General features: G+C 63.4%; 22 protein-coding genes, 1 tRNA gene and 1 pseudogene. 15 read left to right on the forward strand and 9 right to left on the reverse strand.

Annotated elements, in window-relative coordinates:
- Positions 1 to 8: 8 nt before the first annotated feature.
- Together A6A05_RS09970 and A6A05_RS09975 are read left to right on the forward strand one after the other, a co-directional pair.
- The gene (locus A6A05_RS09970; RefSeq protein WP_068500071.1) at positions 9 to 638 is read left to right on the forward strand and encodes a glycoside hydrolase family 19 protein; all 630 of its coding nucleotides are present in this window, start codon (positions 9 to 11) and stop codon (positions 636 to 638) included.
- On the forward strand, positions 639 to 1,238 hold the full coding sequence (locus A6A05_RS09975; RefSeq protein WP_068500074.1) for a hypothetical protein: 600 nt from the start codon (positions 639 to 641) through the stop codon (positions 1,236 to 1,238). It begins immediately after the preceding gene.
- Positions 1,239 to 1,403: 165 nt separating this feature from the next.
- Here A6A05_RS09975 and A6A05_RS09980 read toward each other — a convergent pair.
- From A6A05_RS09980 to gyrA, 5 genes are all read right to left on the reverse strand, one after another.
- Positions 1,404 to 1,479 (reverse strand) — tRNA-Lys (locus A6A05_RS09980).
- A gap of 56 nt (positions 1,480 to 1,535) precedes the next feature.
- Positions 1,536 to 2,084, reverse strand: coding sequence for a peptidylprolyl isomerase (locus tag A6A05_RS09985; RefSeq protein ID WP_068500126.1), 549 nt, complete (start codon positions 2,082 to 2,084; stop codon positions 1,536 to 1,538).
- Positions 2,085 to 2,086: 2 nt separating this feature from the next.
- Complete coding sequence (locus A6A05_RS09990; RefSeq protein ID WP_068500076.1) at positions 2,087 to 2,566, reverse strand: peptidylprolyl isomerase; 480 nt, start codon at positions 2,564 to 2,566, stop codon at positions 2,087 to 2,089.
- Between the two features lie 30 nt (positions 2,567 to 2,596).
- Positions 2,597 to 3,100, reverse strand: coding sequence for a pantetheine-phosphate adenylyltransferase (gene coaD / locus A6A05_RS09995; protein WP_068500079.1), 504 nt, complete (start codon positions 3,098 to 3,100; stop codon positions 2,597 to 2,599).
- Positions 3,093 to 5,774: a DNA gyrase subunit A gene (gene gyrA / locus A6A05_RS10000; RefSeq protein ID WP_082910852.1), complete on the reverse strand. Its 2,682-nt coding sequence runs from the start codon at positions 5,772 to 5,774 to the stop codon at positions 3,093 to 3,095. The genes coaD and gyrA overlap by 8 nt, the downstream gene beginning before the upstream one ends.
- Positions 5,775 to 5,942: 168 nt before the next feature.
- Between gyrA and ssb the strand changes: the two genes are divergently transcribed.
- Positions 5,943 to 6,497 (forward strand): single-stranded DNA-binding protein, encoded by a 555-nt coding sequence (ssb, locus tag A6A05_RS10005; RefSeq protein WP_068500084.1) that lies wholly within the window; start codon positions 5,943 to 5,945, stop codon positions 6,495 to 6,497.
- A 78-nt stretch (positions 6,498 to 6,575) separates the two neighbouring features.
- Here the strand turns inward: ssb and A6A05_RS10010 are convergent, their stop codons facing one another.
- A complete protein-coding gene (locus A6A05_RS10010; protein WP_068500086.1) occupies positions 6,576 to 7,742 on the reverse strand; it encodes a hypothetical protein in 1,167 nt (388 codons plus the stop codon).
- 176 nt (positions 7,743 to 7,918) lie between these two features.
- Between A6A05_RS10010 and A6A05_RS10015 the strand changes: the two genes are divergently transcribed.
- From A6A05_RS10015 to A6A05_RS10030, 4 genes are all read left to right on the forward strand, one after another.
- Positions 7,919 to 8,764, forward strand: coding sequence for a hypothetical protein (locus A6A05_RS10015; protein ID WP_156520997.1), 846 nt, complete (start codon positions 7,919 to 7,921; stop codon positions 8,762 to 8,764).
- A 141-nt stretch (positions 8,765 to 8,905) separates the two neighbouring features.
- Entirely contained in the window at positions 8,906 to 9,493 is a 588-nt protein-coding gene (locus A6A05_RS10020; RefSeq protein ID WP_082910853.1) for a thioredoxin family protein, read from the forward strand.
- Positions 9,494 to 9,570: 77 nt separating this feature from the next.
- Entirely contained in the window at positions 9,571 to 12,399 is a 2,829-nt protein-coding gene (gene uvrA, locus A6A05_RS10025) for an excinuclease ABC subunit UvrA (RefSeq protein WP_068500092.1), read from the forward strand.
- Between the two features lie 292 nt (positions 12,400 to 12,691).
- A complete protein-coding gene (locus A6A05_RS10030) occupies positions 12,692 to 12,874 on the forward strand; it encodes a hypothetical protein (RefSeq protein WP_068500095.1) in 183 nt (60 codons plus the stop codon).
- A gap of 126 nt (positions 12,875 to 13,000) precedes the next feature.
- Here A6A05_RS10030 and A6A05_RS10035 read toward each other — a convergent pair whose 3' ends face one another.
- Positions 13,001 to 13,540 (reverse strand): pseudouridine synthase, encoded by a 540-nt coding sequence (locus A6A05_RS10035; RefSeq protein WP_068500097.1) that lies wholly within the window; start codon positions 13,538 to 13,540, stop codon positions 13,001 to 13,003.
- A 34-nt stretch (positions 13,541 to 13,574) separates the two neighbouring features.
- On the opposite strand from A6A05_RS10035, the gene A6A05_RS10040 reads away from it, so the two are divergent.
- From A6A05_RS10040 to A6A05_RS20830, 8 genes and pseudogenes are all read left to right on the forward strand, one after another.
- Positions 13,575 to 14,342: a TrmH family RNA methyltransferase gene (locus tag A6A05_RS10040; protein ID WP_068500101.1), complete on the forward strand. Its 768-nt coding sequence runs from the start codon at positions 13,575 to 13,577 to the stop codon at positions 14,340 to 14,342.
- 61 nt (positions 14,343 to 14,403) lie between these two features.
- A complete protein-coding gene (locus tag A6A05_RS10045) occupies positions 14,404 to 14,724 on the forward strand; it encodes a peptidylprolyl isomerase (protein ID WP_068500104.1) in 321 nt (106 codons plus the stop codon).
- A gap of 4 nt (positions 14,725 to 14,728) precedes the next feature.
- A complete protein-coding gene (locus A6A05_RS10050) occupies positions 14,729 to 15,244 on the forward strand; it encodes a nucleoside 2-deoxyribosyltransferase (RefSeq protein ID WP_068500107.1) in 516 nt (171 codons plus the stop codon).
- Positions 15,245 to 15,353: 109 nt separating this feature from the next.
- Positions 15,354 to 16,490 carry a tyrosine-type recombinase/integrase gene (locus A6A05_RS10055; protein WP_281193268.1) on the forward strand — a complete coding sequence of 379 codons (1,137 nt, stop codon included), beginning with the start codon at positions 15,354 to 15,356 and terminating at the stop codon, positions 16,488 to 16,490.
- 74 nt (positions 16,491 to 16,564) lie between these two features.
- Entirely contained in the window at positions 16,565 to 16,783 is a 219-nt protein-coding gene (locus A6A05_RS10060; RefSeq protein ID WP_068500112.1) for an AbrB/MazE/SpoVT family DNA-binding domain-containing protein, read from the forward strand.
- A complete protein-coding gene (locus A6A05_RS10065) occupies positions 16,783 to 17,178 on the forward strand; it encodes a type II toxin-antitoxin system VapC family toxin (protein ID WP_068500115.1) in 396 nt (131 codons plus the stop codon). Before A6A05_RS10060 ends, A6A05_RS10065 begins: the two co-directional genes overlap by 1 nt.
- A gap of 73 nt (positions 17,179 to 17,251) precedes the next feature.
- Positions 17,252 to 17,395 (forward strand): annotated as a pseudogene (locus tag A6A05_RS20165) (IS3 family transposase); the annotation flags it as partial.
- Positions 17,396 to 17,466: 71 nt separating this feature from the next.
- Positions 17,467 to 18,420 (forward strand): hypothetical protein, encoded by a 954-nt coding sequence (locus tag A6A05_RS20830; protein WP_156520998.1) that lies wholly within the window; start codon positions 17,467 to 17,469, stop codon positions 18,418 to 18,420.
- Positions 18,421 to 18,719: 299 nt separating this feature from the next.
- On the opposite strand, the gene A6A05_RS10070 is transcribed toward A6A05_RS20830, so the two are convergent.
- Both A6A05_RS10070 and A6A05_RS10075 read right to left on the reverse strand, forming a co-directional pair.
- Positions 18,720 to 19,883 carry a serine/threonine protein kinase gene (locus A6A05_RS10070; protein ID WP_068500118.1) on the reverse strand — a complete coding sequence of 388 codons (1,164 nt, stop codon included), beginning with the start codon at positions 19,881 to 19,883 and terminating at the stop codon, positions 18,720 to 18,722.
- Entirely contained in the window at positions 19,880 to 20,800 is a 921-nt protein-coding gene (locus A6A05_RS10075; RefSeq protein WP_068500122.1) for a hypothetical protein, read from the reverse strand. Before A6A05_RS10075 ends, A6A05_RS10070 begins: the two co-directional genes overlap by 4 nt.
- Positions 20,801 to 21,199 lie beyond the last annotated feature (399 nt).

Consider the following 21,199-nt stretch of genomic DNA (forward strand, 5'->3'; position numbering starts at 1 on the left):
AGTAAGCGATGCTGACCGTGTCCATTCTTCAGGCGGCGGTGCCAGCGGCATCGGCCGCCGCGATCCACCGCCTGGCCGAACCATTGGCCCAGGCCTGCACCGAATTCTCGATCGATAGTCCTGCCCGGCTGGCCGCCTTCTTGGCCCAGGTGGCCCATGAAAGCGGGTCGCTCGCCCGCCTGATCGAGAACCTGAATTATTCGGCCCAGGGTTTGCTGGCCGCCTGGCCGAAGCGGTTCACCCCGGATCTGGCCGCCGTCTATGCTCGCCAGCCGGTCGCGATCGCCAACCGCGTCTATGCCGACCGCATGGGCAACGGCGACGAGGCCAGCGGCGACGGCTGGCGCTATCGCGGCCGGGGGATGATCCAGTTGACCGGTCGCGCGACATATGCCGCCTGCGGTTCCGACCTGGGGCTGGCCCTGGTCGACCAGCCCGACCAGTTGATCGAGCCGGCCCCGGCCGCCCGCTCGGCGGCGTGGTTCTGGCACACCCGCGACCTGAACGCCCTGGCCGATGCCGGCGATTTCGACGCCATCACTCGGCGCATCAACGGCGGACTGACCGGCCAGACCGACCGCCGGAAACACCATGCCCACGCGATGGCCGCGCTGGGCCTTGAAACCATGGAGGTGTAAATGAACCTGACCACCATCCTGGGCGATGTCGCCGCCATCGCCGCCAATCCAGTGCTGGGCCTGGCCAAGGTCGCCATCGACCTCGCGCCCGACATCGCCGACCTGTTCGGCGACGACGACGCCGCCAAGACGGTCGAGAAGATCGCCACCACCGTCAAGGCGCTGACCGGCACCGACGATCCGGCGGCAGCGCGCGAGACCCTGTCCGATCCCGTTCTGCTGGCGCAGTTGCGCAGTCAGGCCCAGGCCTTCGCCCATGCCGAGACCATGGCTCGGATGAACAACACCTTGGCAGCCTTCCAGGCGACCCTAGGCGACCGTCAGGGTGCTCGCGCTCGCGACATGGAAATCACCAAGGCCGGTAGGACCAACCACCGGGCGAACGTTCTTCTGGTGGTGGCGATGATTGGTGTTGTTGCCTGCATCTGCGCCATGATCTTCGGCCAGATCGACGGGAACACGGCGCTGGGCGGCACCATCCTTTCCATCGCGGTGATGCTCGCCAACAAGTTCGTGACGGCCTTCGATTTCGAATTCGGCGGCTCGGCCGACAGCGCCGAGACCCGCAACCTGCTGGCCAAGGCGCCGCCGATTGCGTAGGAGAACGCGACAGGAACGCAGCAAACTCGCATGCGCCATCCGTGCGCCACAGAACAAAATGTAATCCGTGAAAATGGCGGTAAACCGCGAAATCTGTGAACACATTTTTCGCACGAGAACAAAAAACGAAAGCCGCAGAACCCTAGGGTTTCTGCGGCTTTCGGTTGGTGAGCCCGTCGGGATTCGAACCCGAGACCCCATGATTAAAAGTCACGTGCTCTACCGACTGAGCTACGGGCTCTCACCGTTTGGGGCGCACACCATAGGGAGATGGCGCCCGCCGGTCAATGCCGGCGCTTACTTTTTCACATCGGCGGCAACCCGCATGCGCACCAGCTTGTCCGGCTTGGCGACCATGCCGTTTTCCGATTCCGGTCCCTTGGTGATCTTGTCGACATGCTCCATGCCGTCCAGGACCCGGCCCCAGATGGTGTATTTGCCATCCAGCGACGCCGCCGTCGCCAGCATGATGAAGAATTGCGAATCGGCCGAATTGGGCGACGACGAGCGGGCCATGCCGACCACGCCGCGGACGAAATGCTCGCCCGAGAACTCGGCCGGCAGCTTGACGCCCGAGCCGCCGGTGCCGGTGCCGGTGGGATCGCCGCCCTGGGCCATGAAACCGGCCATGACGCGATGGAACGGCGTGCCGTCATAAAAGCCCTTGCGGGTCAGTTCCTTGATGCGGGCAACGTGCTGCGGCGCCAGATCGGGCCGCATCTCGATGGTCACCTGGCCCCAAGGCAGGTCCATGATCAGGGTGTTCTCGGGGTCGGCGGCGAACGCCTGCGAGAAAGCCTGGACCGCCAGCAGGGCGGCCAGGGCGATGGCCTTGACGAGCTTCATGATCACTCCTTGACGTCGGCGGCGACCTTCATCGACACGATGCAGTCGGGGTCCTCGACCGTGCCGTTGTTGAAGGACGATCCCTTCTTGATGGCATCGACATGATCCATGCCGTCCACCACTTTGCCCCACACCGAATATTTGCCATCCAGGTGGGCTGAGGTGTCGAACATGATGAAGAACTGCGAATCGGCCGAGTCCGGGCTGGAGGAGCGCGCCATCGAGCAGGTGCCGCGCACATGCTTCTCGCGCGAGAACTCGGCCTTCAGCTTGGTGCCCGACCCGCCCATGCCGGTGCCATCGGGGCAGCCGGTCTGAGCCATGAAGCCGGGGATCACCCGATGGAACTTCAGGCCGTCATAATAGCCCTCGCGCGCCAAGCGCTTGATCTGGGCGACGTGGTTGGGAGCCAGGTCGGGGCGCAGCTCGATCACCACGCGGCCGTCCTTCAGTTCAAGATACAGCGTATTTTCAAGGTCCAAAGGACGGTCCTCCCGAAGTCTTTATAGTGATCACAGAGCAAGGAAGCGTTCGTCCAGCCTGGCCTTGACGCCCGGGCTAACGAACTGGCTGATGTCGCCGCCCAGGCGGCCGATTTCCTTGACGAAGCGCGACGAAATGAACTGGCAGCGTTCCGACGCCATCAAGAACAAGGTCTCGATGTCGGGCGACAGGCGCGCATTCATGCCGGCCATCTGGAATTCGTATTCGAAATCCGACACCGCGCGCAAACCGCGGATGATGATGTTGGCTCCGCATGAATGGGCGAAATCCACCAGAAGCGTGCCGAACGGCAAAACGTCGATGTTGACGTTGTGATTGCGCGCCACTATGGCGACCTCGGCCTTGACCATCTCGACCCGTTCATCGACCGAGAACAGCGGCCCCTTGCCGGCATTGACCGCGACGGCGACGATCAGGCGATCAACCACCCGTGCCGCGCGGGTAACGATGTCCAAATGGCCGTTGGTAATGGGATCGAACGTCCCAGGATACAGCCCAACCCGCTCACTCATTCTCCCCTCCGGGTGATGCGACGCTGCTAGGCTCTCCACTGTCGGACACATCGTCCTCTTCTTCACCCGGCTCTTCGTTGGAGCCATTGATGTCACACAGGCGGGCCGCCGACACCACCCGCTCGCCCTCGGCGGTACGGAGCACGATGACGCCCTGGGTCTTGCGCCCGGCGATGCGGATGTCGTCGACCGGCATACGGATCAGGGTGCCGCCATCGGACACCAGCATGATCTCGTCTTCGTGGTCGACCGGGAAGGTGGCGACGACCGGGCCGTTCTTCTCGGTCATGTCGATGTTGGCGATGCCCTGGCCGCCGCGGCCGGTGATGCGGTATTCGAACGCCGAGGTGCGCTTGCCATAACCGTTCTCGGTGACGGTCAGCAGCAATTGCTCGGCGGCGCTCATCCGTTCGGCCTCGGGGCCGGTCAGGTCGCCCTTCAGATAGGCGTCGCGGGTCTCCATGTCGAAATCGACATGGGCCAGGATCGACATCGAGATGATCTGATCGTCCTCGGCCAGGCGGATGCCGCGCACGCCGGTGGAATCGCGGCCCTTGAAGACGCGGACCTCGGGCACCGGGAAGCGGATGGCCTTGCCCAGGCGGGTGACCAGCAACACGTCGTCAGCCTCGGAACAGGGCTGGACGGCGATCAATTGCTCGTCGTCGGCCAGCTTCATGGCGATCTTGCCGTTGGCGCGGATATCGACGAAATCCGACAACATGTTGCGCCGGACATCGCCCTTCGAGGTGGTGAACATCACGTTCAGCTCGCCCCAGGTACCTTCATCCTCGGGCAGCGGCATGACGGTCGAGATGGTCTCGCCCTCGGCCAGCGGCAGGATGTTGACCATCGCCTTGCCCTTGGCCTGCGGCGAGGCCAGCGGCAAACGATAGACCTTCAGCTTGTAGGCAATGCCGGTGGACGAGAAGAACAGGACCGGGGTGTGGGTGCTGGTGACGAACACCTGGGCGAGGAAATCCTCGTCCTTCATGCTCATGCCCGAGCGGCCCTTGCCGCCGCGCTTCTGGGCGCGATAGGTCGACAGCGGCACCCGCTTGATGTAGCCGGTGTTGGTCACCGTCACCACCATGTCCTCGCGGGCGATCAGATCCTCGATATCGGCCTCGAACTCGGAATCCTCGATGGTGGTGCGGCGCGGCGTGGCGAACTGGTTGCGCATGTCGATCAACTCGCCGCGCAGAACCTCAAACAGCTTCGGCCGCGACGACAGGATTTCCAGATATTCCTTGATCTGCTCGCCGATGCCGGTCAATTCCTCGCCGATCTTGTCGCGTTCCAGACCGGTCAGGCGGTGCAGGCGCAGTTCCAGGATGGCCTTGGCCTGGGCTTCCGACAGCTGGTAGGTGCCCTCCTCGATGCCGCGGCCCGGCTCGTCGATCAGGCGGATCAGCGGCTCGACGTCCAGGGCCGGCCAGCGCTTGGCCATCAATTGCTCACGCGCGGTGGCCGGATCGGGGGCCTTGCGGATCAGGGCGATGACGTCGTCGATGTTGGCCACCGCGATCGACAAGCCGACCAACACGTGGGCCCGCTCGCGCGCCTTGCCCAGCTCGAAGATGGTGCGCCTGGTGATCACTTCCTCGCGGAAGTTGACGAAGGCGACGATGATGTCCTTCAGGGGCATCATCTGCGGCCGGCCGCCATTCAGGGCCAGGGCGTTGACGCCGAACGAGGTCTGCAACTGGGTGAACTTGTAAAGCTGGGCCAGCACCACGTCGGCGATGGCGTCGCGCTTGATCTCGACCACCACGCGGACACCGTCGCGGTCGGATTCGTCACGCAGGTCGGAAACCCCTTCGACCTTCTTGTCGCGCACCAACTCGGCGATGTGCTCGAGCATGCGGGCCTTGTTGACCTGATAGGGGATCTCGGTGACGACGATGGCCTCGCGGTCCTTGCGGATCTCCTCGACATGGCAGCGCCCGCGCATCACCACCGAACCGCGCCCGGTGGTATAGGCCGAGCGGATGCCGGCCCGACCCAGGATGGTGCCGCCGGTGGGGAAATCCGGGCCGGGCACCAGCTCCATCAGCTGTTCGGGAGTGATGTCGTTATTGTCGATATAGGCGCAGCAGGCGTCGATCACCTCGCCCAGATTGTGCGGCGGGATGTTGGTGGCCATGCCGACCGCGATGCCGCCGGCGCCATTGACCAGCAGATTGGGGAAACGCGCCGGCAGAACCAGCGGCTCGACCGTCGAATCGTCGTAATTGGGGCCGAAATCGACGGTTTCCTTGTCGATATCCTCGATCAGGAAATGGGCCGAGCGGGCCATGCGGGCTTCGGTATAGCGCATCGCCGCCGGCGGATCGCCGTCCATCGAGCCGAAATTGCCCTGCCCGTCCACCAGCGGCAGCCGCATCGAGAAATACTGCGCCATGCGGACCATGGCGTCATAGATCGCCGAATCGCCATGGGGGTGATACTTACCCATGACGTCACCGACGATGCGGGCCGACTTGCGGAACGGCTTGTTGTAGTCGTAGCCGCCTTCCTTCATCGCGTAAAGAATACGACGGTGCACCGGCTTCAGGCCGTCACGGACGTCGGGCAGCGCACGCGCCACGATCACGCTCATGGCGTAATCGAGGTAGGAACGGCGCATTTCCTCTTCGATGGTGACGGGGGTGATGTCGAAGCTGGGCGGCATCGGGACGGCGGTCAATCGGGTCACCCTTGGTTACAGAACCGGAAGAACGGCGCACGCTACCAGATATCGTGCAGTGCGACAACGGCTCCCGGCACATCTATCGCCCCGTGACAGGCCGATTGCCATCGGCTAAAGTCCCGCGTCAAATTTACGTCAGGAGCAAGCGGCATGGCCGGTAGCGTCAACAAGGTCATTCTGGTCGGCAATCTGGGGCGCGATCCCGAGGTGCGCACCTCGCAGGACGGTTCGAAGATCGTCAACCTGAACATCGCCACGTCGGAATCGTGGAAGGATCGCGGCACCGGCGAGCGCCGCGAGAAGACCGAATGGCACCGGGTGGTGATCTTCAACCCCAACCTGGCCGACGTCGCCGAGCGTTACCTGAAGAAGGGCTCGAGCGTTTATATCGAAGGCGCGCTGCAGACCCGCAAATGGACCGACAAGGACGGCGCCGAGAAGTACTCGACCGAGGTGGTGATCGGCCGCTTCAAGGGCGAGCTGACCCTGCTGGGCGGCCGTGACGGCGGCGGCGGCGGCGGTGGCGGCGGCGGCGGTGGCGGCTACGACGATGGCGGCTATGGCGGCGGCGGTGGCGGCGGCGGCAGCGCCCCGCAGCGTTCGGGCGGTGGCGGCGGTGGCGGCGGTGGCGGTGGCCAGCGCGGCGGCGGCGGCGGCTCGGGCTGGGAGCCCCCGCCGGACCTCGACGACGACATCCCGTTCTGAGTTTTGCGTGAAGCGCGGCCCGTGCCGGGCCCGCTCAAACGCCGCGCGGGCTTAAGGCGCGCGAAGCGCGGACCGTTTTTAGATATCGCCACCCCATGACGGGGTGGCGATGGCGTTTCCAAGGTCGGCCTCGACCAGGCGGCGGCGGACTTCCAGCAATTGCTCGACCAAGGCCGGCTCGGCTTGGCCATAGGCTTGTGCGTCGGGCACCCGGTTGACCACCACGCCCAGCAGTTCGGTGATGGCGTTGCCGATCGAGTTCTGGCTGATGGTGACGATCAGCTTGCCCTCGTCATTCCTGTAGATCAGCTGCTTGAAGGCCGGCTGCCAGCGGATGGCGTTGGCATAGCGGGCGTCGCCGATGCAGCGGTCGCGCACCATCTTCGCGGCTTTCAGGAAATCATTGTCGAACTGCAGCCGACTGCGCACCAGATCGGGAAAGTAAAGATCGGCCGGCAAGGCGGCATTGCGGGTCGAGACCTGGCCGAAGAAGGTGCGATAGAAATCCAGGAAGCCCTTCAAGATGGTGTCGTATTCGTCCCAGAACTCGACCCGTTTCAACGAATCCCCCCCGCCTTGGATCTCCCAGCTGGGCAGCCCCTGGGGATAGCCGGTCAGGGCCAGCCGGCACGAGCCGGCCTGGCACGGGCGCAAAATCTTCAGGTCCAGCCCGTCGAAGAACGCCCGGTAGACCGCGCGCATATGGGCCTGGAACAGCGAATGCTGGCCGCCGTCGGTCAGGTTGGGATTGGCCTGATCGGCCAGCGGCGCCGCCGCCAGATCGGCCTTGTCGAACACGATGAAGTGGTTGTGCAGCATGCGGATGCTGGGCACGCCGGGCGAGGTCAAGGGCCAGGTGGCATCCAGGCTGGCCTCGCCGGCCAGCACCAGATGGGCGGCGGGATCGGGGTAACGTTCCAGCATGAAGGCGATCAGGATCTGGTTCATGCGGTTCCAGACGTGGCGCGCCGCGTCGGGCACCTGGGTCCGGCGCACCGGCCGGCCCAGCGGGTCCAGGATGGTCTGTGACGTGTCGTAGATGATCGAGCAATCGAACAGATTGCTGTGGCCCAGCGCCTTGCGATACAGCAGCAGACCCTCGGGGTTGCGCAGCAAGCCGTTATTGTGGGCCAGATCGTTCAGGTTCTCGGTGCTGTTGAAGAACTCGTTGGGCTTCATGCCGTCGGGCACCGACAGCGGAATCGGACGGAACGGCGTGACGATTTCCCGCGGCCCTGACAGCATGGCAATGCCCTCGCATATTTGCTAAATTAGCAATACGTCATGCTGCCAATCCGACCTTTAACCGAAGTCAATCGGGCGGCGACCGGCCGAAAAAGATGCACCCCATTGACACAATTTGATCCTGGTCTTTTCGGCCAAGTTACAATAGGAACTTTCTCGTGACGGAACGCAGTCGGTTGGATTCTCCTCCCGGCCTTGATGGGAAGACGCTTGCCATGATGAAAACCGGTTTTATCCGTGCAATCGCCGCCATCGGCCTGCTGACTTCCGGCCTGGCAGCACCTGCCTGGGCCGAGGATGCGCCGCCGGCGGTTTCCGCCCCCAACATGAAAGTCGATGTCAGCGCCGGCACCCTGGCCGGAGGGGCCGCCGTTATGACCGGCTTTACCGGCACCGCCCCCCTGGGCCACAGCCTGGGCGTCCAGTTGGACGCCGCGCTGGGCAACGCCGACCAGGACATGCGCGGCGGCTTCGCCGGACATTTGTTCTATCGTGATCCGCGGTCCTTCCTGTTGGGCGCCACCGCAATGTGGTCCAGCGTCGCTGGGCCGCATCTCGGTTCCCGCTCGGACATTCGCCGCGCCGGCCTGGAGGCCGAAGTATATCTCGGCGATTTCTCGGTGCTGCCGTCCTTCGGCGCTCAGAACGCGAACGGCGACACCACCGGCTACGCGTCGCTGGCCGGCATCTACTACCCCACCCCCTATCTGGCGCTCGCCACCAGTGTCGGCGGCACGGGAAACCACCGCACCCTCCAGGTTGGCTTCGAGTACCAATTGTTCGAGGATACCCCCCTGTCGCTGATCGGCGATTCCGGTATCGATAACAAAAGCACGCCGTTCTTTCTGGCCGGCATCCGCTACTCGTTCGGCGCACCGTCGAAAACCATCAAGGACCGCGATCGCTTCGACGATCCCGGCAATATCGTCCGCACCATGAATACCTCCGGCGCTTCGTCCGTCACGACGACGAACGGTCATACGCCGAAGCCGTCAGCGGCGGCGGAGGCGCCACCGACATAACTCTCCGCCAGACATGAAACGGCCGCCGCTTCAGGCGGCCGTTTTTTTTGGCCGGTGGTATACTTCAGACTCAAGGCTGCGCCCTCGAAACTCCCTCAAATCCTGTGTATCGTGCGCTGTCGCCATCCGGAGCGAACCGCCATGAAGCCCACCGTCGCAGCCTTTGCCCTTGCCCTGCTGGCCGCCTGGCCCGCTGCAGCCGCCGAGCCGGCGTTGCCGCCTCCGGTTCTGGCCGAGGACGGCTTCTACCATCCCGACTGGTTCCTGGTCAGCTTCATGGACCTGAAGGAGGACGCGGAGCAAGCCGCCAAGGCCGGTAAAAGGCTGGCGATGGTGGTGGAACAACGGGGCTGCGGCGCCTGCAAGCGGGTGCACGAGGTCAATCTGCGCGATCCGCGCGTCACCACCTATCTCAAGGCCCATTACCAGCTTCTGCAGATCGACCTGTATGGCAGCCGCGAGATCACCGATATCGACGGCCAGGTACTGTCGGAAAAGGATTACGCCAAGAAGCTGGGCGTGCGCGCCACGCCGACCATCTTGTTCTTCGACGAAATCCCCAAGGGCGGCGGTCCGCAGGCCTTGGCCTGGAAGCAGGTCGGCTATCTCGCCCCCGAACCCTTCGTCAACGCCTTCGCCTTCGTGCGCACCAAGGGCTATGCCGGCCAGAAGGAACCCGATTTCCTGGCCTGGATGAAGGGACCTGCAGAAAAAGTAAAGCTGCCCTGAGGCAACGCGGTCTTTCTTTGTTCCCATAACCTCTCTAAGATCACGCCCCTCTGACGGTGACGAGGGACGTTTGCTCCATGAGCGGTTTCATCCGCGTGCGCGGCGCGCGCGAGCATAATCTGAAAAACATCGACATCGACCTGCCGCGCGACAAGCTGGTGGTGATCACCGGCCTGTCCGGTTCCGGCAAGTCGTCCCTGGCCTTCGACACCATCTATGCCGAGGGCCAGCGCCGTTACGTCGAATCGCTGTCGGCCTATGCACGCCAGTTCCTGGAGCTGATGCAAAAGCCCGACGTCGAAAGCATCGAGGGCCTAAGCCCGGCCATCTCCATCGAGCAGAAGACCACGTCGCGCAATCCGCGCTCGACCGTCGGCACCGTCACCGAGATCTATGATTACATGCGCCTGTTGTGGGCCCGGGTCGGCGTGCCGCACTCGCCGGCCACCGGCCTGCCGATCGAAAGCCAGACTGTCAGCCAGATGGTTGACAAGGTGGCCGACCTGGCCAAAGGCACCAGGCTTTACCTGCTGGCCCCCTTCGTGCGCGGCCGCAAGGGCGAGTATCGCAAGGAATTGCTGGACCTGCAGAAGAAGGGCTTCCAGCGCGTCAAGGTCGACGGCACCCTGTACGAGGTCGATCAAGTGCCGGCGCTCGACAAGAAGCGCAAACACGATATCGAGGTGGTGGTCGATCGCCTGGTGATCAAGCCGGGCCTGGGCAACCGCCTGGCCGATTCCATCGAGACGGCACTAAGCCTGTCCGACGGCCTGGTCATCGCCGAGAACGCCGATACCGGCGAGCGCACCACCTTTTCCGCCAAGTTCGCCTGTCCGGTCTCGGGCTTCACCATCGAGGAGATCGAGCCCCGGCTGTTTTCCTTCAACAACCCGTTCGGCGCCTGCCCGTCCTGCGACGGGCTGGGGGTGAAGCTTTATTTCGATCCCGAACTGGTGGTCCCGGACGAGGATCTGAGCTTGCGCGAAGGCGCCATCCTTCCGTGGGCCAACTCGACCTCGCAATATTACCAGCAGACCCTGGAGGGCCTGGGCAAACATTTCGGCTTCGACATCCACACCGCCTGGCGCCGGCTGCCGCCCAAGGCCAGGGAAGCCATTCTGTACGGCACCGGCAAGGAAGAGATCGCCATCGCCTATGAAGACGGCTTTCGCGGCTACACCACCAACAAGCCGTTCGAGGGCGTCATCAACAATATGGACCGCCGCTGGCGCGAGACCGATTCGTCGTGGGTGCGCGAGGAATTGTCGCGCTATCAGGCGACCCAGCCGTGCGAGACCTGCGGCGGGGCGCGGCTCAAGCCCGAGGCGCTGGCGGTCAAGATCGCCGGCCTGCATATCTCGCAGGTCACCGAATTCTCGATCGCCAAGGCCCATGAATGGTATGGCGGCCTGGACGCCCAATTGAAGCCCAAGGACCGCGAGATCGCGCGGCGAATCCTGCGCGAGATCAACGACCGCCTGGGCTTCTTGATGGATGTCGGACTGGATTACCTGACCCTGGCGCGCGGCTCGGGCTCGCTGTCGGGCGGCGAATCCCAGCGCATCCGCCTGGCCAGCCAGATCGGCTCGGGCCTGACCGGCGTGCTGTACGTGCTGGACGAGCCGTCGATCGGCCTGCATCAGCGCGACAATGACCGCCTGCTGGGCACCTTGAAGCGGCTTCGCGACATCGGCAACACCGTCATCGTCGTCGAACATGACGAAGACGCCATCCGCGCCGCCGATTATCTGGTCGATATGGGACCGGGGGCCGGCATCCATGGCGGCCGGGTGGTGTCGGAAGGCACGCCCGAGCAGGTGATGGCCGATCCGGCCAGCCTGACCGGCCGCTATCTGGTCGGCCACGATCTGATCCCCCTGCCCGCCCACCGGCGCGAGGGCAACGGCCACCACCTGACCGTGGTCGGGGCCAACGGCAACAATCTGAAGAATGTCGAGACCGCCATCCCGCTGGGCACCTTCACCTGCGTCACCGGCGTCTCGGGCGGCGGCAAGTCGACCCTGGTGATCGAGACCCTGTACAAGGCGCTGGCCCGCAAGCTGATGGGGTCCAAGGGCCAGGCCTCGCCGTTCGAGCGCATCGACGGGGTCGAACATCTCGACAAGATCATCGATATCGACCAGTCGCCGATCGGCCGCACGCCGCGTTCCAACCCCGCCACCTATACCGGGGCCTTCACCCCCATCCGCGACTGGTTCACCGAACTGCCCGAGGCCAAGGCGCGGGGCTACAAGGCCGGGCGCTTCAGTTTCAACGTCAAGGGCGGCCGCTGCGAGGCCTGCCAGGGCGACGGCGTCATCAAGATCGAGATGCACTTCCTGCCCGACGTCTATGTCCAGTGCGACGTCTGCAAGGGCAAGCGCTATAACCGCGAGACCCTGGAAATCACCTTCAAGGGCAAGTCCATCGCCGACGTGCTGGACATGACCATCGAGGAAGCCGCCGACTTCTTCAAGGCGGTCCCCTCGATCCGCGACAAGATGCTGACGCTGCAGCGGGTCGGGCTGGATTACATCCATCTCGGCCAGCAGGCCACCACGCTTTCGGGCGGCGAGGCCCAGCGGGTCAAGCTGGCCAAGGAATTGTCGCGCCGCGCCACCGGGCGGACCCTTTACATCCTGGACGAGCCGACCACCGGACTTCATTTCGATGACGTCAAGAAGCTGCTGGAGGTGCTGCACACCCTGGTCGAGGGCGGCAACACCGTGCTGGTGATCGAACATAACCTGGAGGTCATCAAGACCGCCGACTGGATCATCGACATGGGCCCCGAAGGCGGCGACGGTGGCGGAAGCGTGGTGGTGGCCGGTACCCCGGAACAGGTGGCGGCCTGCGCCACGTCCCATACCGGCGCCTATCTGAAGCCCTATCTGGCCCGCAAATAGAGCAGCGGGCCTTAATCTAAGGCGCGCTGCTTTAGCGAGCATTGAGCGAGCGGCCAAGCGGCCGGATGGCCGCGCCCGGCGAGGGGCAATCATCAAATGAGCCCCCTGCGCCATTTTTGGCACAGGGGGCTCAGGTGGATACCCTAGAAGTTCTCGCAGATGCGAAATTTTTGTTGCGACGCACCCGGAGGGTTGGGTAATATTCTGTCCAACGCTGGGGCTGTTCGCGAACGATTATTGTTACGCGCACAGGAGCCGGCCGAAACCGAAAAGCAAAAAGGACCGAGAGATCATGCTGGGACATGCCGAACTGCGTGAAATCGACGAAGCCCTGGCGGAAGAGCGCGCCGAAGGCAGCCGCTCGGACAAGAACGGTCCCTACATCATCCCTCATTTCGCTTTCGGCATGGCCGTGACCCGCGCCGCCGCCGCCGGCATCAAGCCCCACTTCCCGGCGTCGATCCTGAAGCGCTAAGGGATCTTTTCAGCCCTCTTGGCATCGTCACCCCCGCGCAGGCGGGGTCCATGCCGGGGCGGAACAGAATTGAGTGGCGGATGCGTGGATTCCCGCGTGCGCGGGAATGACGGGTCCTCGAGCCCTCTAGACCTCCCGCCATTGGCCGGGCGCCAGCCCGGCCAAGGTCCAGTCGCCGACCGCCCAGCGGATCAGGCGCAGCGTCGGAAATCCCACTGCAGCCGTCATCCGCCGGACCTGGCGGTTGCGGCCCTCGCGCAGGGTCAGCTCGATCCAGCTGGTGGGAATGGCGGCACGGTAACGAATCGGCGGATCGCGCGGCCACAGGCCGTCGGGCTCGGCCATCAGGCGCGCACCGGCCGGCAAGGTCGGCCCATCCTTCAGCAAAACCCCCGTGCATAATCGCTTCAGCGCCGCCTGATCCGGCACGCCTTCGACCTGGGCCCAATAGATTTTCGGCATCTTGGCCTTGGGCTGGCTGATCCGGGCGATGGTCGGCCCATGATCGGACAGCACCACCAGCCCTTCGGAATCGCGATCCAGCCGCCCGGCCGGATAGACGTTCGGGACCGGAACGAAATCGGCCAGGGTCTTTCTTCCGCCCTCGCGGTCGGAAAATTGGCACAACACGTCGTAGGGCTTGTTCAACAGGATCAGACGGGGCACAAATCGGGTTCCCGAATTGGATGATCCCCCTGACATGCCACGACCGCCCCAGCCCCACAAGCCCCCGCGCGAGGACACCGAGAAGATCGCCGGCCTGCCGGCGGTGGCGGCCCTGTTCGCCCACGATCCCGCCCTGGTGCTGCGGCTGTTCTTCGACGAGCGCTATAAGGCCCAGGCCGCCCCCTTCTGCAAGGTCCTGGCGGCAGCCCGCAAACCCTATCGCCAGGTGGCCACCGAGGAACTGACCAAGATCGCCGGCAGCCCCTTGCATGGCGGCATCATCGCCGTGGTCCGGCCCCGGGCCGTGCCCTTGTTCGACCCGCAGGCCGCCAAGGGCTGGGCGGCGGCCGGCCAGCCGCTGCTGATCCTGGACGGGGTCGGCAACCCGCATAATCTGGGGGCGATTGCCCGCACCATGGCCTTCTTCGGCCTGAAACATCTGGTGCTGTCCGATCATTCCGGCCAGGCAATGCCGTCGGAAGCGGCCTGGCGGGTGGCTGAGGGCGGGCTGGAATGGCTGGATGTCAGCCGCGCCAAGGACCTGCCCCGGGTCTTGAAGCTTTTGTCGGCCCATTACCGGGTCATCGGCACGGCGCTGGGCGACCACCGCCCCGTAGATGAGGTTTTATCGAAGAAAACCAAGCCGATAGCGCTTGTTCTTGGCAATGAAGAGGAAGGCCTGCCGGCCGCCACCCAGGCCGCCTGCGGCGAGCTTTTGACCATTCCGGGGGCGGGCCGGGTACAATCCTTGAACGTCGCCGCCACCGCCGCCATCCTGATCAGCCGATTGGCATTGATTTGACCCCGCCTGCCCTGGCATGGTCGGGGCCAACCCTTCCCCCTTCGTTCGAAAGGAACAGCCCATGTCGTCCCAGGTCCGCGCTTCCCACATCTTGTTGATGTACAAGGGCTCGATGCGCTCGCAGGCCGAACGGTCCAAGGAAGAGGCGCTGGCCGCCATCAAGTCGTTCCAGGACGATCTGAATGACGGCGCCGATTTCGGCCAGATCGCCCGGCAGTTTTCCGACTGCCCGTCGGGCGAGGAAGGCGGCGATCTGGGCCGTTTCGGTCGCGGCATGATGGTGCCGGAATTCGAGGAAGCCGCCTTCTCGATGCAGCCCGGCGAAGTGTCGGACGTCATCGAGACGCCGTTCGGCTTCCACCTGATCCAGCGCACCGAGTAGTCCGATGGCCGAGCAGCGCCAGCGGTCGGTCTATCTGGCCGGCCCCGCCATCTTCCATCCGGCGGCGACGGTGCTGCTCGACTATCTGAAGGAAGTGTGCACCAAGCACGGCCTGATCGGCATCTCGCCGGTCGATGGCCTGGCCGAGCTTGGCACCCTGGAGGCCGACAAGCGCGCCGCCTTCATCCGCCAGTCCAACATCGACAAGATCCGCGCGGCCGACATGGTCATCGTCTGCATCTCGCCGTTTCGCGGCCCCGGGGCCGATGCCGGCTCGGCGTGGGAAATGGGCTATGCCGAGGCGCTGGGCAAGCCGGTGATCGCCTGGAGCGAGGAAATCCAGCCCTATCTGTCGCGGGTCCCGCACGACCGCGACGAGGACGGCCGCATCTTCTGCCTGCAGCACGGCATGCAGGTCGAGGATTTCGGCCTGGTCGACAATCTGATGCTGGCGGCCGGCCCGATCCCGGTGCAGCCCGACTTCGAATCGGCCGTCCGCCTGGCCGCCCAACAGGCCTGACCGTGCCGCGCGACGGATGTCAATACTAGGTTGACGCCGTCACCACGCCGAAAACCGCGCCGGTCAATTGGCATTGCGCCCGCTGCGGCGCGCTGATCACCCGCCAGGACTGGGCCATCGTCATGAACGATGCCCACGAGCATGTGGTGTTCAACCCGGCCGGTCTGGTGTTTCGGATCGTCTGTTTCTCCCAGGCGCCAGCGTCGGCGGTCGCCAGCGACGCATCACTATCGGCAGCTACCCCGACTGGTCGGTGGCCGCCGCCCGCACCGAGGCCGGCAACCTGAAGCGGGAAGTGGACCTTGGCAATGACCCCATGGGCGAGCGCCATGCCGACCGCGCCGCCCCCACCATGCGCGACCTGTGGGACCGCTACAAGCGCGACCACCTGCCGCGCAAGGCCGCCCGCTCCCAGGCCGACGAAACAATGATGTGGGAAAAGCTGGTGCTGCCCATCCTGGGCAAGCACAAGGTGACGGACGTCACCCATACCGACATCGAGGCCCTGCACCGCGACATCACCACCCAGCGCGGCACGCCGGTGCGGGCCAACCGCGTCATCGAGGTGGTGCGCCGCGCCTTCAATCTGGCGACCCGCTGGGAATGGGTGGAGAAGAACCCCGCCTCGGGCCAGCAGCGTAATCCGGAAGAGAAACGCCAGCGCTATCTGTCGCCCGAGGAACTGTCCCGGCTATCGACGGCGCTCGAAGCCCACCACGAGCCGATCTCGGCCGACGCCATCCGCATGCTGATGCTGACCGGCGCCCGCAAGAGCGAGGTACTGGAGGCCACCTGGGAGATGTTCGACCTGGATGCCGGGGTGTGGACCAAGCCCAGCGCCCACACCAAGCAGCGGAAGGAACACCGGGTGCCGGTCTCGGCCAATGCCCTGACGCTGCTGAAGCGGATTAGGGAAACCGCCGACGGGCCATACGTCTTCCCCGGCAAGGGCGGCGACCATCCGCTCACCGACGTCAAGCGATCTTGGGCGGCAGTGTGCAAGGTGGCAGGCATCACCGGCGCCCGCATCCACGACCTCCGCCATTCCTTTGCCTCACTGCTGGCCAGCGGCGGTGTCTCACTGCCGATGATCGGCGCCATGCTAGGCCACACCCAGGTGCAGACCACCCAACGTTACGCCCATCTTTACGACGAACCGCTGCGGGCCGCCGCCGACCATGTCGGCAAGGCCATCGACATGGCGGGAAAGAAGAGCCCGCCCGAGAAAAGCGGAAAATCGGTGTAATCGGCAGCGGGTGGTTTCAATCCGCGCCACAGCGCGCTATCGTCTTACCAATCACTGATCGATGGGAACCGGCCATGCCGACAAAGGATATCGCCACCCTCTCAAGCAAATTCCAGATCTCCATCCCCAAGGCTGTGCGGACGGCGCGGCACTGGGAAGCTGGACAGGTATTCGCCTTCATCCCCAAGGGCGAGGGAGTGATGCTGGTGCCGGTTCCGAAACCCGAAGAGCTGTTCGGACTGGCGCGGGGAGCCAATCCGGAAGACTACCGTGATCACACTGACCGGTTCTGATGCGGCCCATGATGCGCATCGTCGATACCTCGGCCTGGATCGAATGCCTGATCGGCTCGCCGGTGGGAACCGCTCTGACCAGCCAGTTGCCGGGTCGTGGCGACTGGCTGGTCCCGACCATCGTGCAATTGGAACTCGCCAAATGGCTGACGCGAGAAGTGGGCGAGGACAAGGCCGATCAGGTGATCGCGTTCACCGAGACCTGCGTCGTCATCGATCTCGACACCACCATCGCCTTGTCGGCGGCGGATTTGTGTGCTCGCCACCGGCTGGCGACGGCAGACGCAATCATCTATGCCTCTGCCCTCGCCCACGGTGCCGACCTGCTCACCTGCGACCAGCATTTCGATGGCTTGCCGGGCGTCCGGTACGTATCCAAGATCGCCCCCCGATAATCAGGAAGACGACCGCATGGCCAGCCGAGCCCTGCCCCTCCGATGGCGGACCCTGCAAGACATTGCCGACGTTCTGATCTGGCGAACCATCTGGCAATCACGCTGCCAAGCCGACATCGCCATTGGCCGATACATCGACGGATTCTATAATCCCGTCAGGCGACATTCCGCCCTGGGATTTAAAAGCCCATGCCGCTTCGAGGCCGAAGCCGCATAAACGGAGAAACGCTCTCCACTCTTTCCGGGCAAGTCCAGGGGGAGCGCGACAGACAGTGGAAAGATTGCCCCATGTGCGCCGAGTACATACCAGCCAAACCATCACGCAGCCGACGGAGCTGGGATGATCTCCGCGCGGTTGAGCGTGACTATTTTCTGATGGCGGCATTCGGCGGACCGTCCGAATGGCAGACAGTCATGGAAAACCTTGATCTTGACCGGGTAGAGGCTGCTCGCATCGCCAATGCCATGTCTCCCCTAGCCCAGCCACCGAAGTCAATTGAGGAGCGCAGTCAGCGAGAGCAGGACGCGTTGACATTCCTAGCCAATCGCCCTTTGGGCTCTGCATTGAAGGAAGCCATTGGACGGCGTGACGGAAGTCTGGATATGCCCATAGAGGAGCCTGCGGCGCAGTTCCGGGCGAGAGGTGGGGCGCCACCTGATGTTCGAACAAGTCCTTTCTATCACCCCACCAATGAGATGCGGCCTCGATACGGCCATGAAGGCCATAGTCTGCGCGGCGGCGTCATGGCGACCTTGGAAACGGCCCTTAAAGCTGCGCGAAATGCCAGCTACCACATGTTACGCGCCCTTTCCGGGATTTCGAAAAGACATCTCCTGCCTCGCATTAAAGCTATTGGCGGCGCCATTCGGACGGGCGCTGGGGAGACGTTCAGCACCGTAGCGACCCGCATGGGAATCACGAGGTCGATCCCGCTCACGAGTATGGCTGCCGAGAACTGCGATGGCATTACGCCCACTTCAGATCAAGATCTACGGGAAGCATCGGTCGAACGCTGGCGCCAAATGGGAGAAACCATTAAGGCCATGACCGTTGCTTCTGCTCTACGCGGCTACCCACCCGCTCTCGAATTCATCCGGATCATCGCACCGGACATGGGGCCTTTCGATGATTCGAAGATACGGGTTTCTCCGAGACGCTATCGCCATATCCAAGGCGCCCTTAAACGCGGCGATTCTCTATTCTACAGGGCCTATCGATGGGCTTTTCCGCCCGAAGGCTAGTGATGGAACCAATACGGAAAGTCGCCCCGATGCCGGGGCAGATGCCGACTGACTATCGTTTGCGCAAGACGTGCCTGCGGAGACGCGCATAGGTCATCCAATGGCAGAAGTTGAGAATCTCGCTCGCGAGCATGCGAAGAAAGTCATCTTTCAGACACAGAGGCATGGAACCCCCTCCCCGATATATGCATTCAGCCGTAGGTTTCATTGCCACAATAATATCCGACGATACCGCAAGTGAAGGGCCAGTTCCTCCCCCGTCATTCTGACGGACCGGAGTGGCAGGATAGTTGGATCACTCAGAAATTTTCCATGATCTTGGCCTTCTGACCGTCGTAGTCGGCCTGGCTGATCAGGCCCTCATCGAGGGCGGCCTTCAGCTTTCTCAGGCGATTGATCGGATCGTCGTCTCGGTTGGCAACCACCGGCTTGGAGCGATCAGAAGGAATGGGAACGGCAGGCTTCGGCCGGGCATTGGGAATGATATTTGGCGCTCCACTGGACACCCGATAGAGAAGCCACCTCAGACCTCCGGTTACCGGGCTCATGTCCAGCCCTGCGGCCGCAGATAAAATCGCCTTGATCGACGGTATGCGGATGGAATTCGATTCGCATGCCAGTGCAAGCCGTGCCGTCCAATCGCGGACGTAAAGGTCATCGAAGGCTGATAGCCGTTGGAACAGTTCCGAGCCCTGCGGATTGAGGAAATCCGACCGGGTGAAGATGAGGTTCTCGCCACTGTGGCAATGCTTGAGCAGACCGGGATCGAACACCAAGGCCCGCAGCGACAGTTGCATCACCAGCATGGAGAAGTGATCCAGCGTCGCATCGAAATGCGTCTCGTTGCGTTCGGGGTGCTGGAAATTGATGCTGCCGAGCAAGGTGCAGGGCAGCCCGCTCAGTTCAGGAAGATACATGGAATCGTAATCGATCAGCTTCAGCCGACCATCCGGTCCGATCAGAATGTTGTCGTGTTTAAGGTCGCCATGGGCGACGCCACGGTTCAGCAGATCCAGGCAAAGCCGCGCCCAGGCCCGGCTCAAGCCTGCGATGCCGCCGCGCTTGTCGCTATCGCACAGGGTCTGGACCAAGGCGCCGATGGTGCGGCCTGCGATCCACGGCATGCTGATGACGGGGTAATCGCCGTGCTTGGCGATGGACGACGTCACGTAGAGTTCGTCGCGGTGAAACCGGAGCGGAACCATATAGGGCGAGCCGCTGGCGGCGACGAAGCCGGCGATGGCTTGGTAGCGGCGCTCCAGATCGGGAAGATCACGGATGAAGCACTTGATCGCCAAGAGCGATCCCTCGGAATCGGTGACCCGAAACACCCCGGCGAAGTTTCCGGCGAGAAACTGCGGGTGGCCTCGGGCATCCTTGAACGGTGTCACCTGTAGAGTGGCGAACCGGGCCTTGGCGTTGGAGAGTGCCGCCTTGTAGTCCGCCAATACGGGGAACGTCACTGTTCGAACTCCGTGGTCCGAGCGTGTGACGAAGCCTCGGCGGCTTGGTTAAAAACGATGGCCGGCCGGGTGCCGATATCGAGCAGTTTGACCAGAGCGATGGCATCGGCATTGAATGCCATGCCGCGCAGGGTCGGCGTGGTCTTCAGATCGCGCTCGAACAGTTCGCAGATGATGGCACGATGGCGGCCCGACAACTCGCTCGACATCTCGAACAGCAGGCGGGCATAGGTGTCGTCAGGCAGTTGGCCTGCGCTGGACGGGAACACCACCGGCGCGTCGTCGCCGCCGGATATATGGCAGTTCATCAGCAGGACGTGGCCGTCATTGGTCTTCAGCCCGGTCAACCGTCGGGCGGTCGCCAGAAGTTCTTCATCGCTGTCCACATCGTTGGCCATGCCGTCAGTAATGTTGATGACGGCCGGGGGGAATGACCCGGGGTTTGCGGAAATCCAGGGTTCCAGGATCGACTGCGCCAAGCGCAGCGCCCCGTTCATCGGGGTGCTTTCCACCGCCACCGGCGCCACCCAACGGGAAACTGCCACCCTTTCGACCACCGGCTGTCCGCGAACCATGATGGTGGTTTCTTCCTCGATGGTATCGGCGTTCTCCGCCACCTCGGAGATGGGCACCAAGCTGCGCCCGGCAAGGTTCCCCAGCCAGCAGAACTCGGCACGGTTGGTGCGCCCATAGCCGATGACGCCGATGTCGAAATAGTCCCGGACACCTTCATCACGCATACAGCGGTTGATCAGTTCGTCGAGGGTTCGGTTGAGCGCATCCGCTACCACCTGGGCCCGACTGATCGTCTGGCCGCTATCATCGACACCGAAGGTGGTGTTCATGGATTTGGATTGATCCACCAGAAAGATAAAGGCGCCGCGCTGGTCGCGGCTGATTTCCTGTGAATAGGCCACGGATCACGTCTCCTGTGGTTGAGCACCGTTACGATTTTCGCTGGAGGGGATATCTGCCGACGAAATCAGTTCACATCCGGAGCCTTGATCATGGAACAACCGGAGGCCCTGAATCTCACGCGCTATCACTTTAGCAAAGACTATGGCTCCATCAAATTATTGGACAAAACAGCATGACGCGCTGACGGCAAAAGTGCGAATATGAGAGTGATTATTAACTTCTCTTGGTACTGACGTATTGTTATCCGCTTGCAGACTATTGTCGAGCAGGCTCTTTTGTGCAACAAGACATGTATGTATTTATCTCTTTCCCAGAGGAGTTAGGTTATGGCAGCACAGATGGCAACAGGTATGGCTGGTGGGACCGCCGCGAACGCCGCAGCTCCCGCGGCTGGCGGC

Origin of the sequence: Magnetospirillum moscoviense, from assembly GCF_001650635.1 — a bacterium.
GTDB lineage: Bacteria > Pseudomonadota > Alphaproteobacteria > Rhodospirillales > Magnetospirillaceae > Magnetospirillum > Magnetospirillum moscoviense.

Bases quoted from the DNA above. Each gene is read 5' to 3' on its own strand.
- A6A05_RS09970 (WP_068500071.1), top strand. From the start codon at position 9: ATGCTGACCGTGTCCATTCTTCAGGCGGCGGTGCCAGCGGCATCGGCC.
- A6A05_RS09975 (WP_068500074.1), top strand. From the start codon at position 639: ATGAACCTGACCACCATCCTGGGCGATGTCGCCGCCATCGCCGCCAAT.
- A6A05_RS09985 (WP_068500126.1), bottom strand. From the start codon at position 2,084: ATGAAGCTCGTCAAGGCCATCGCCCTGGCCGCCCTGCTGGCGGTCCAG.
- coaD (WP_068500079.1), bottom strand. From the start codon at position 3,100: ATGAGTGAGCGGGTTGGGCTGTATCCTGGGACGTTCGATCCCATTACC.
- gyrA (WP_082910852.1), bottom strand. From the start codon at position 5,774: ATGCCGCCCAGCTTCGACATCACCCCCGTCACCATCGAAGAGGAAATG.
- ssb (WP_068500084.1), top strand. From the start codon at position 5,943: ATGGCCGGTAGCGTCAACAAGGTCATTCTGGTCGGCAATCTGGGGCGC.
- A6A05_RS10010 (WP_068500086.1), bottom strand. From the start codon at position 7,742: ATGCTGTCAGGGCCGCGGGAAATCGTCACGCCGTTCCGTCCGATTCCG.
- A6A05_RS10020 (WP_082910853.1), top strand. From the start codon at position 8,906: ATGAAGCCCACCGTCGCAGCCTTTGCCCTTGCCCTGCTGGCCGCCTGG.
- uvrA (WP_068500092.1), top strand. From the start codon at position 9,571: ATGAGCGGTTTCATCCGCGTGCGCGGCGCGCGCGAGCATAATCTGAAA.
- A6A05_RS10030 (WP_068500095.1), top strand. From the start codon at position 12,692: ATGCTGGGACATGCCGAACTGCGTGAAATCGACGAAGCCCTGGCGGAA.
- A6A05_RS10040 (WP_068500101.1), top strand. From the start codon at position 13,575: ATGCCACGACCGCCCCAGCCCCACAAGCCCCCGCGCGAGGACACCGAG.
- A6A05_RS10045 (WP_068500104.1), top strand. From the start codon at position 14,404: ATGTCGTCCCAGGTCCGCGCTTCCCACATCTTGTTGATGTACAAGGGC.
- A6A05_RS10050 (WP_068500107.1), top strand. From the start codon at position 14,729: ATGGCCGAGCAGCGCCAGCGGTCGGTCTATCTGGCCGGCCCCGCCATC.
- A6A05_RS10060 (WP_068500112.1), top strand. From the start codon at position 16,565: ATGCCGACAAAGGATATCGCCACCCTCTCAAGCAAATTCCAGATCTCC.
- A6A05_RS10065 (WP_068500115.1), top strand. From the start codon at position 16,783: ATGCGGCCCATGATGCGCATCGTCGATACCTCGGCCTGGATCGAATGC.
- A6A05_RS20830 (WP_156520998.1), top strand. From the start codon at position 17,467: ATGTGCGCCGAGTACATACCAGCCAAACCATCACGCAGCCGACGGAGC.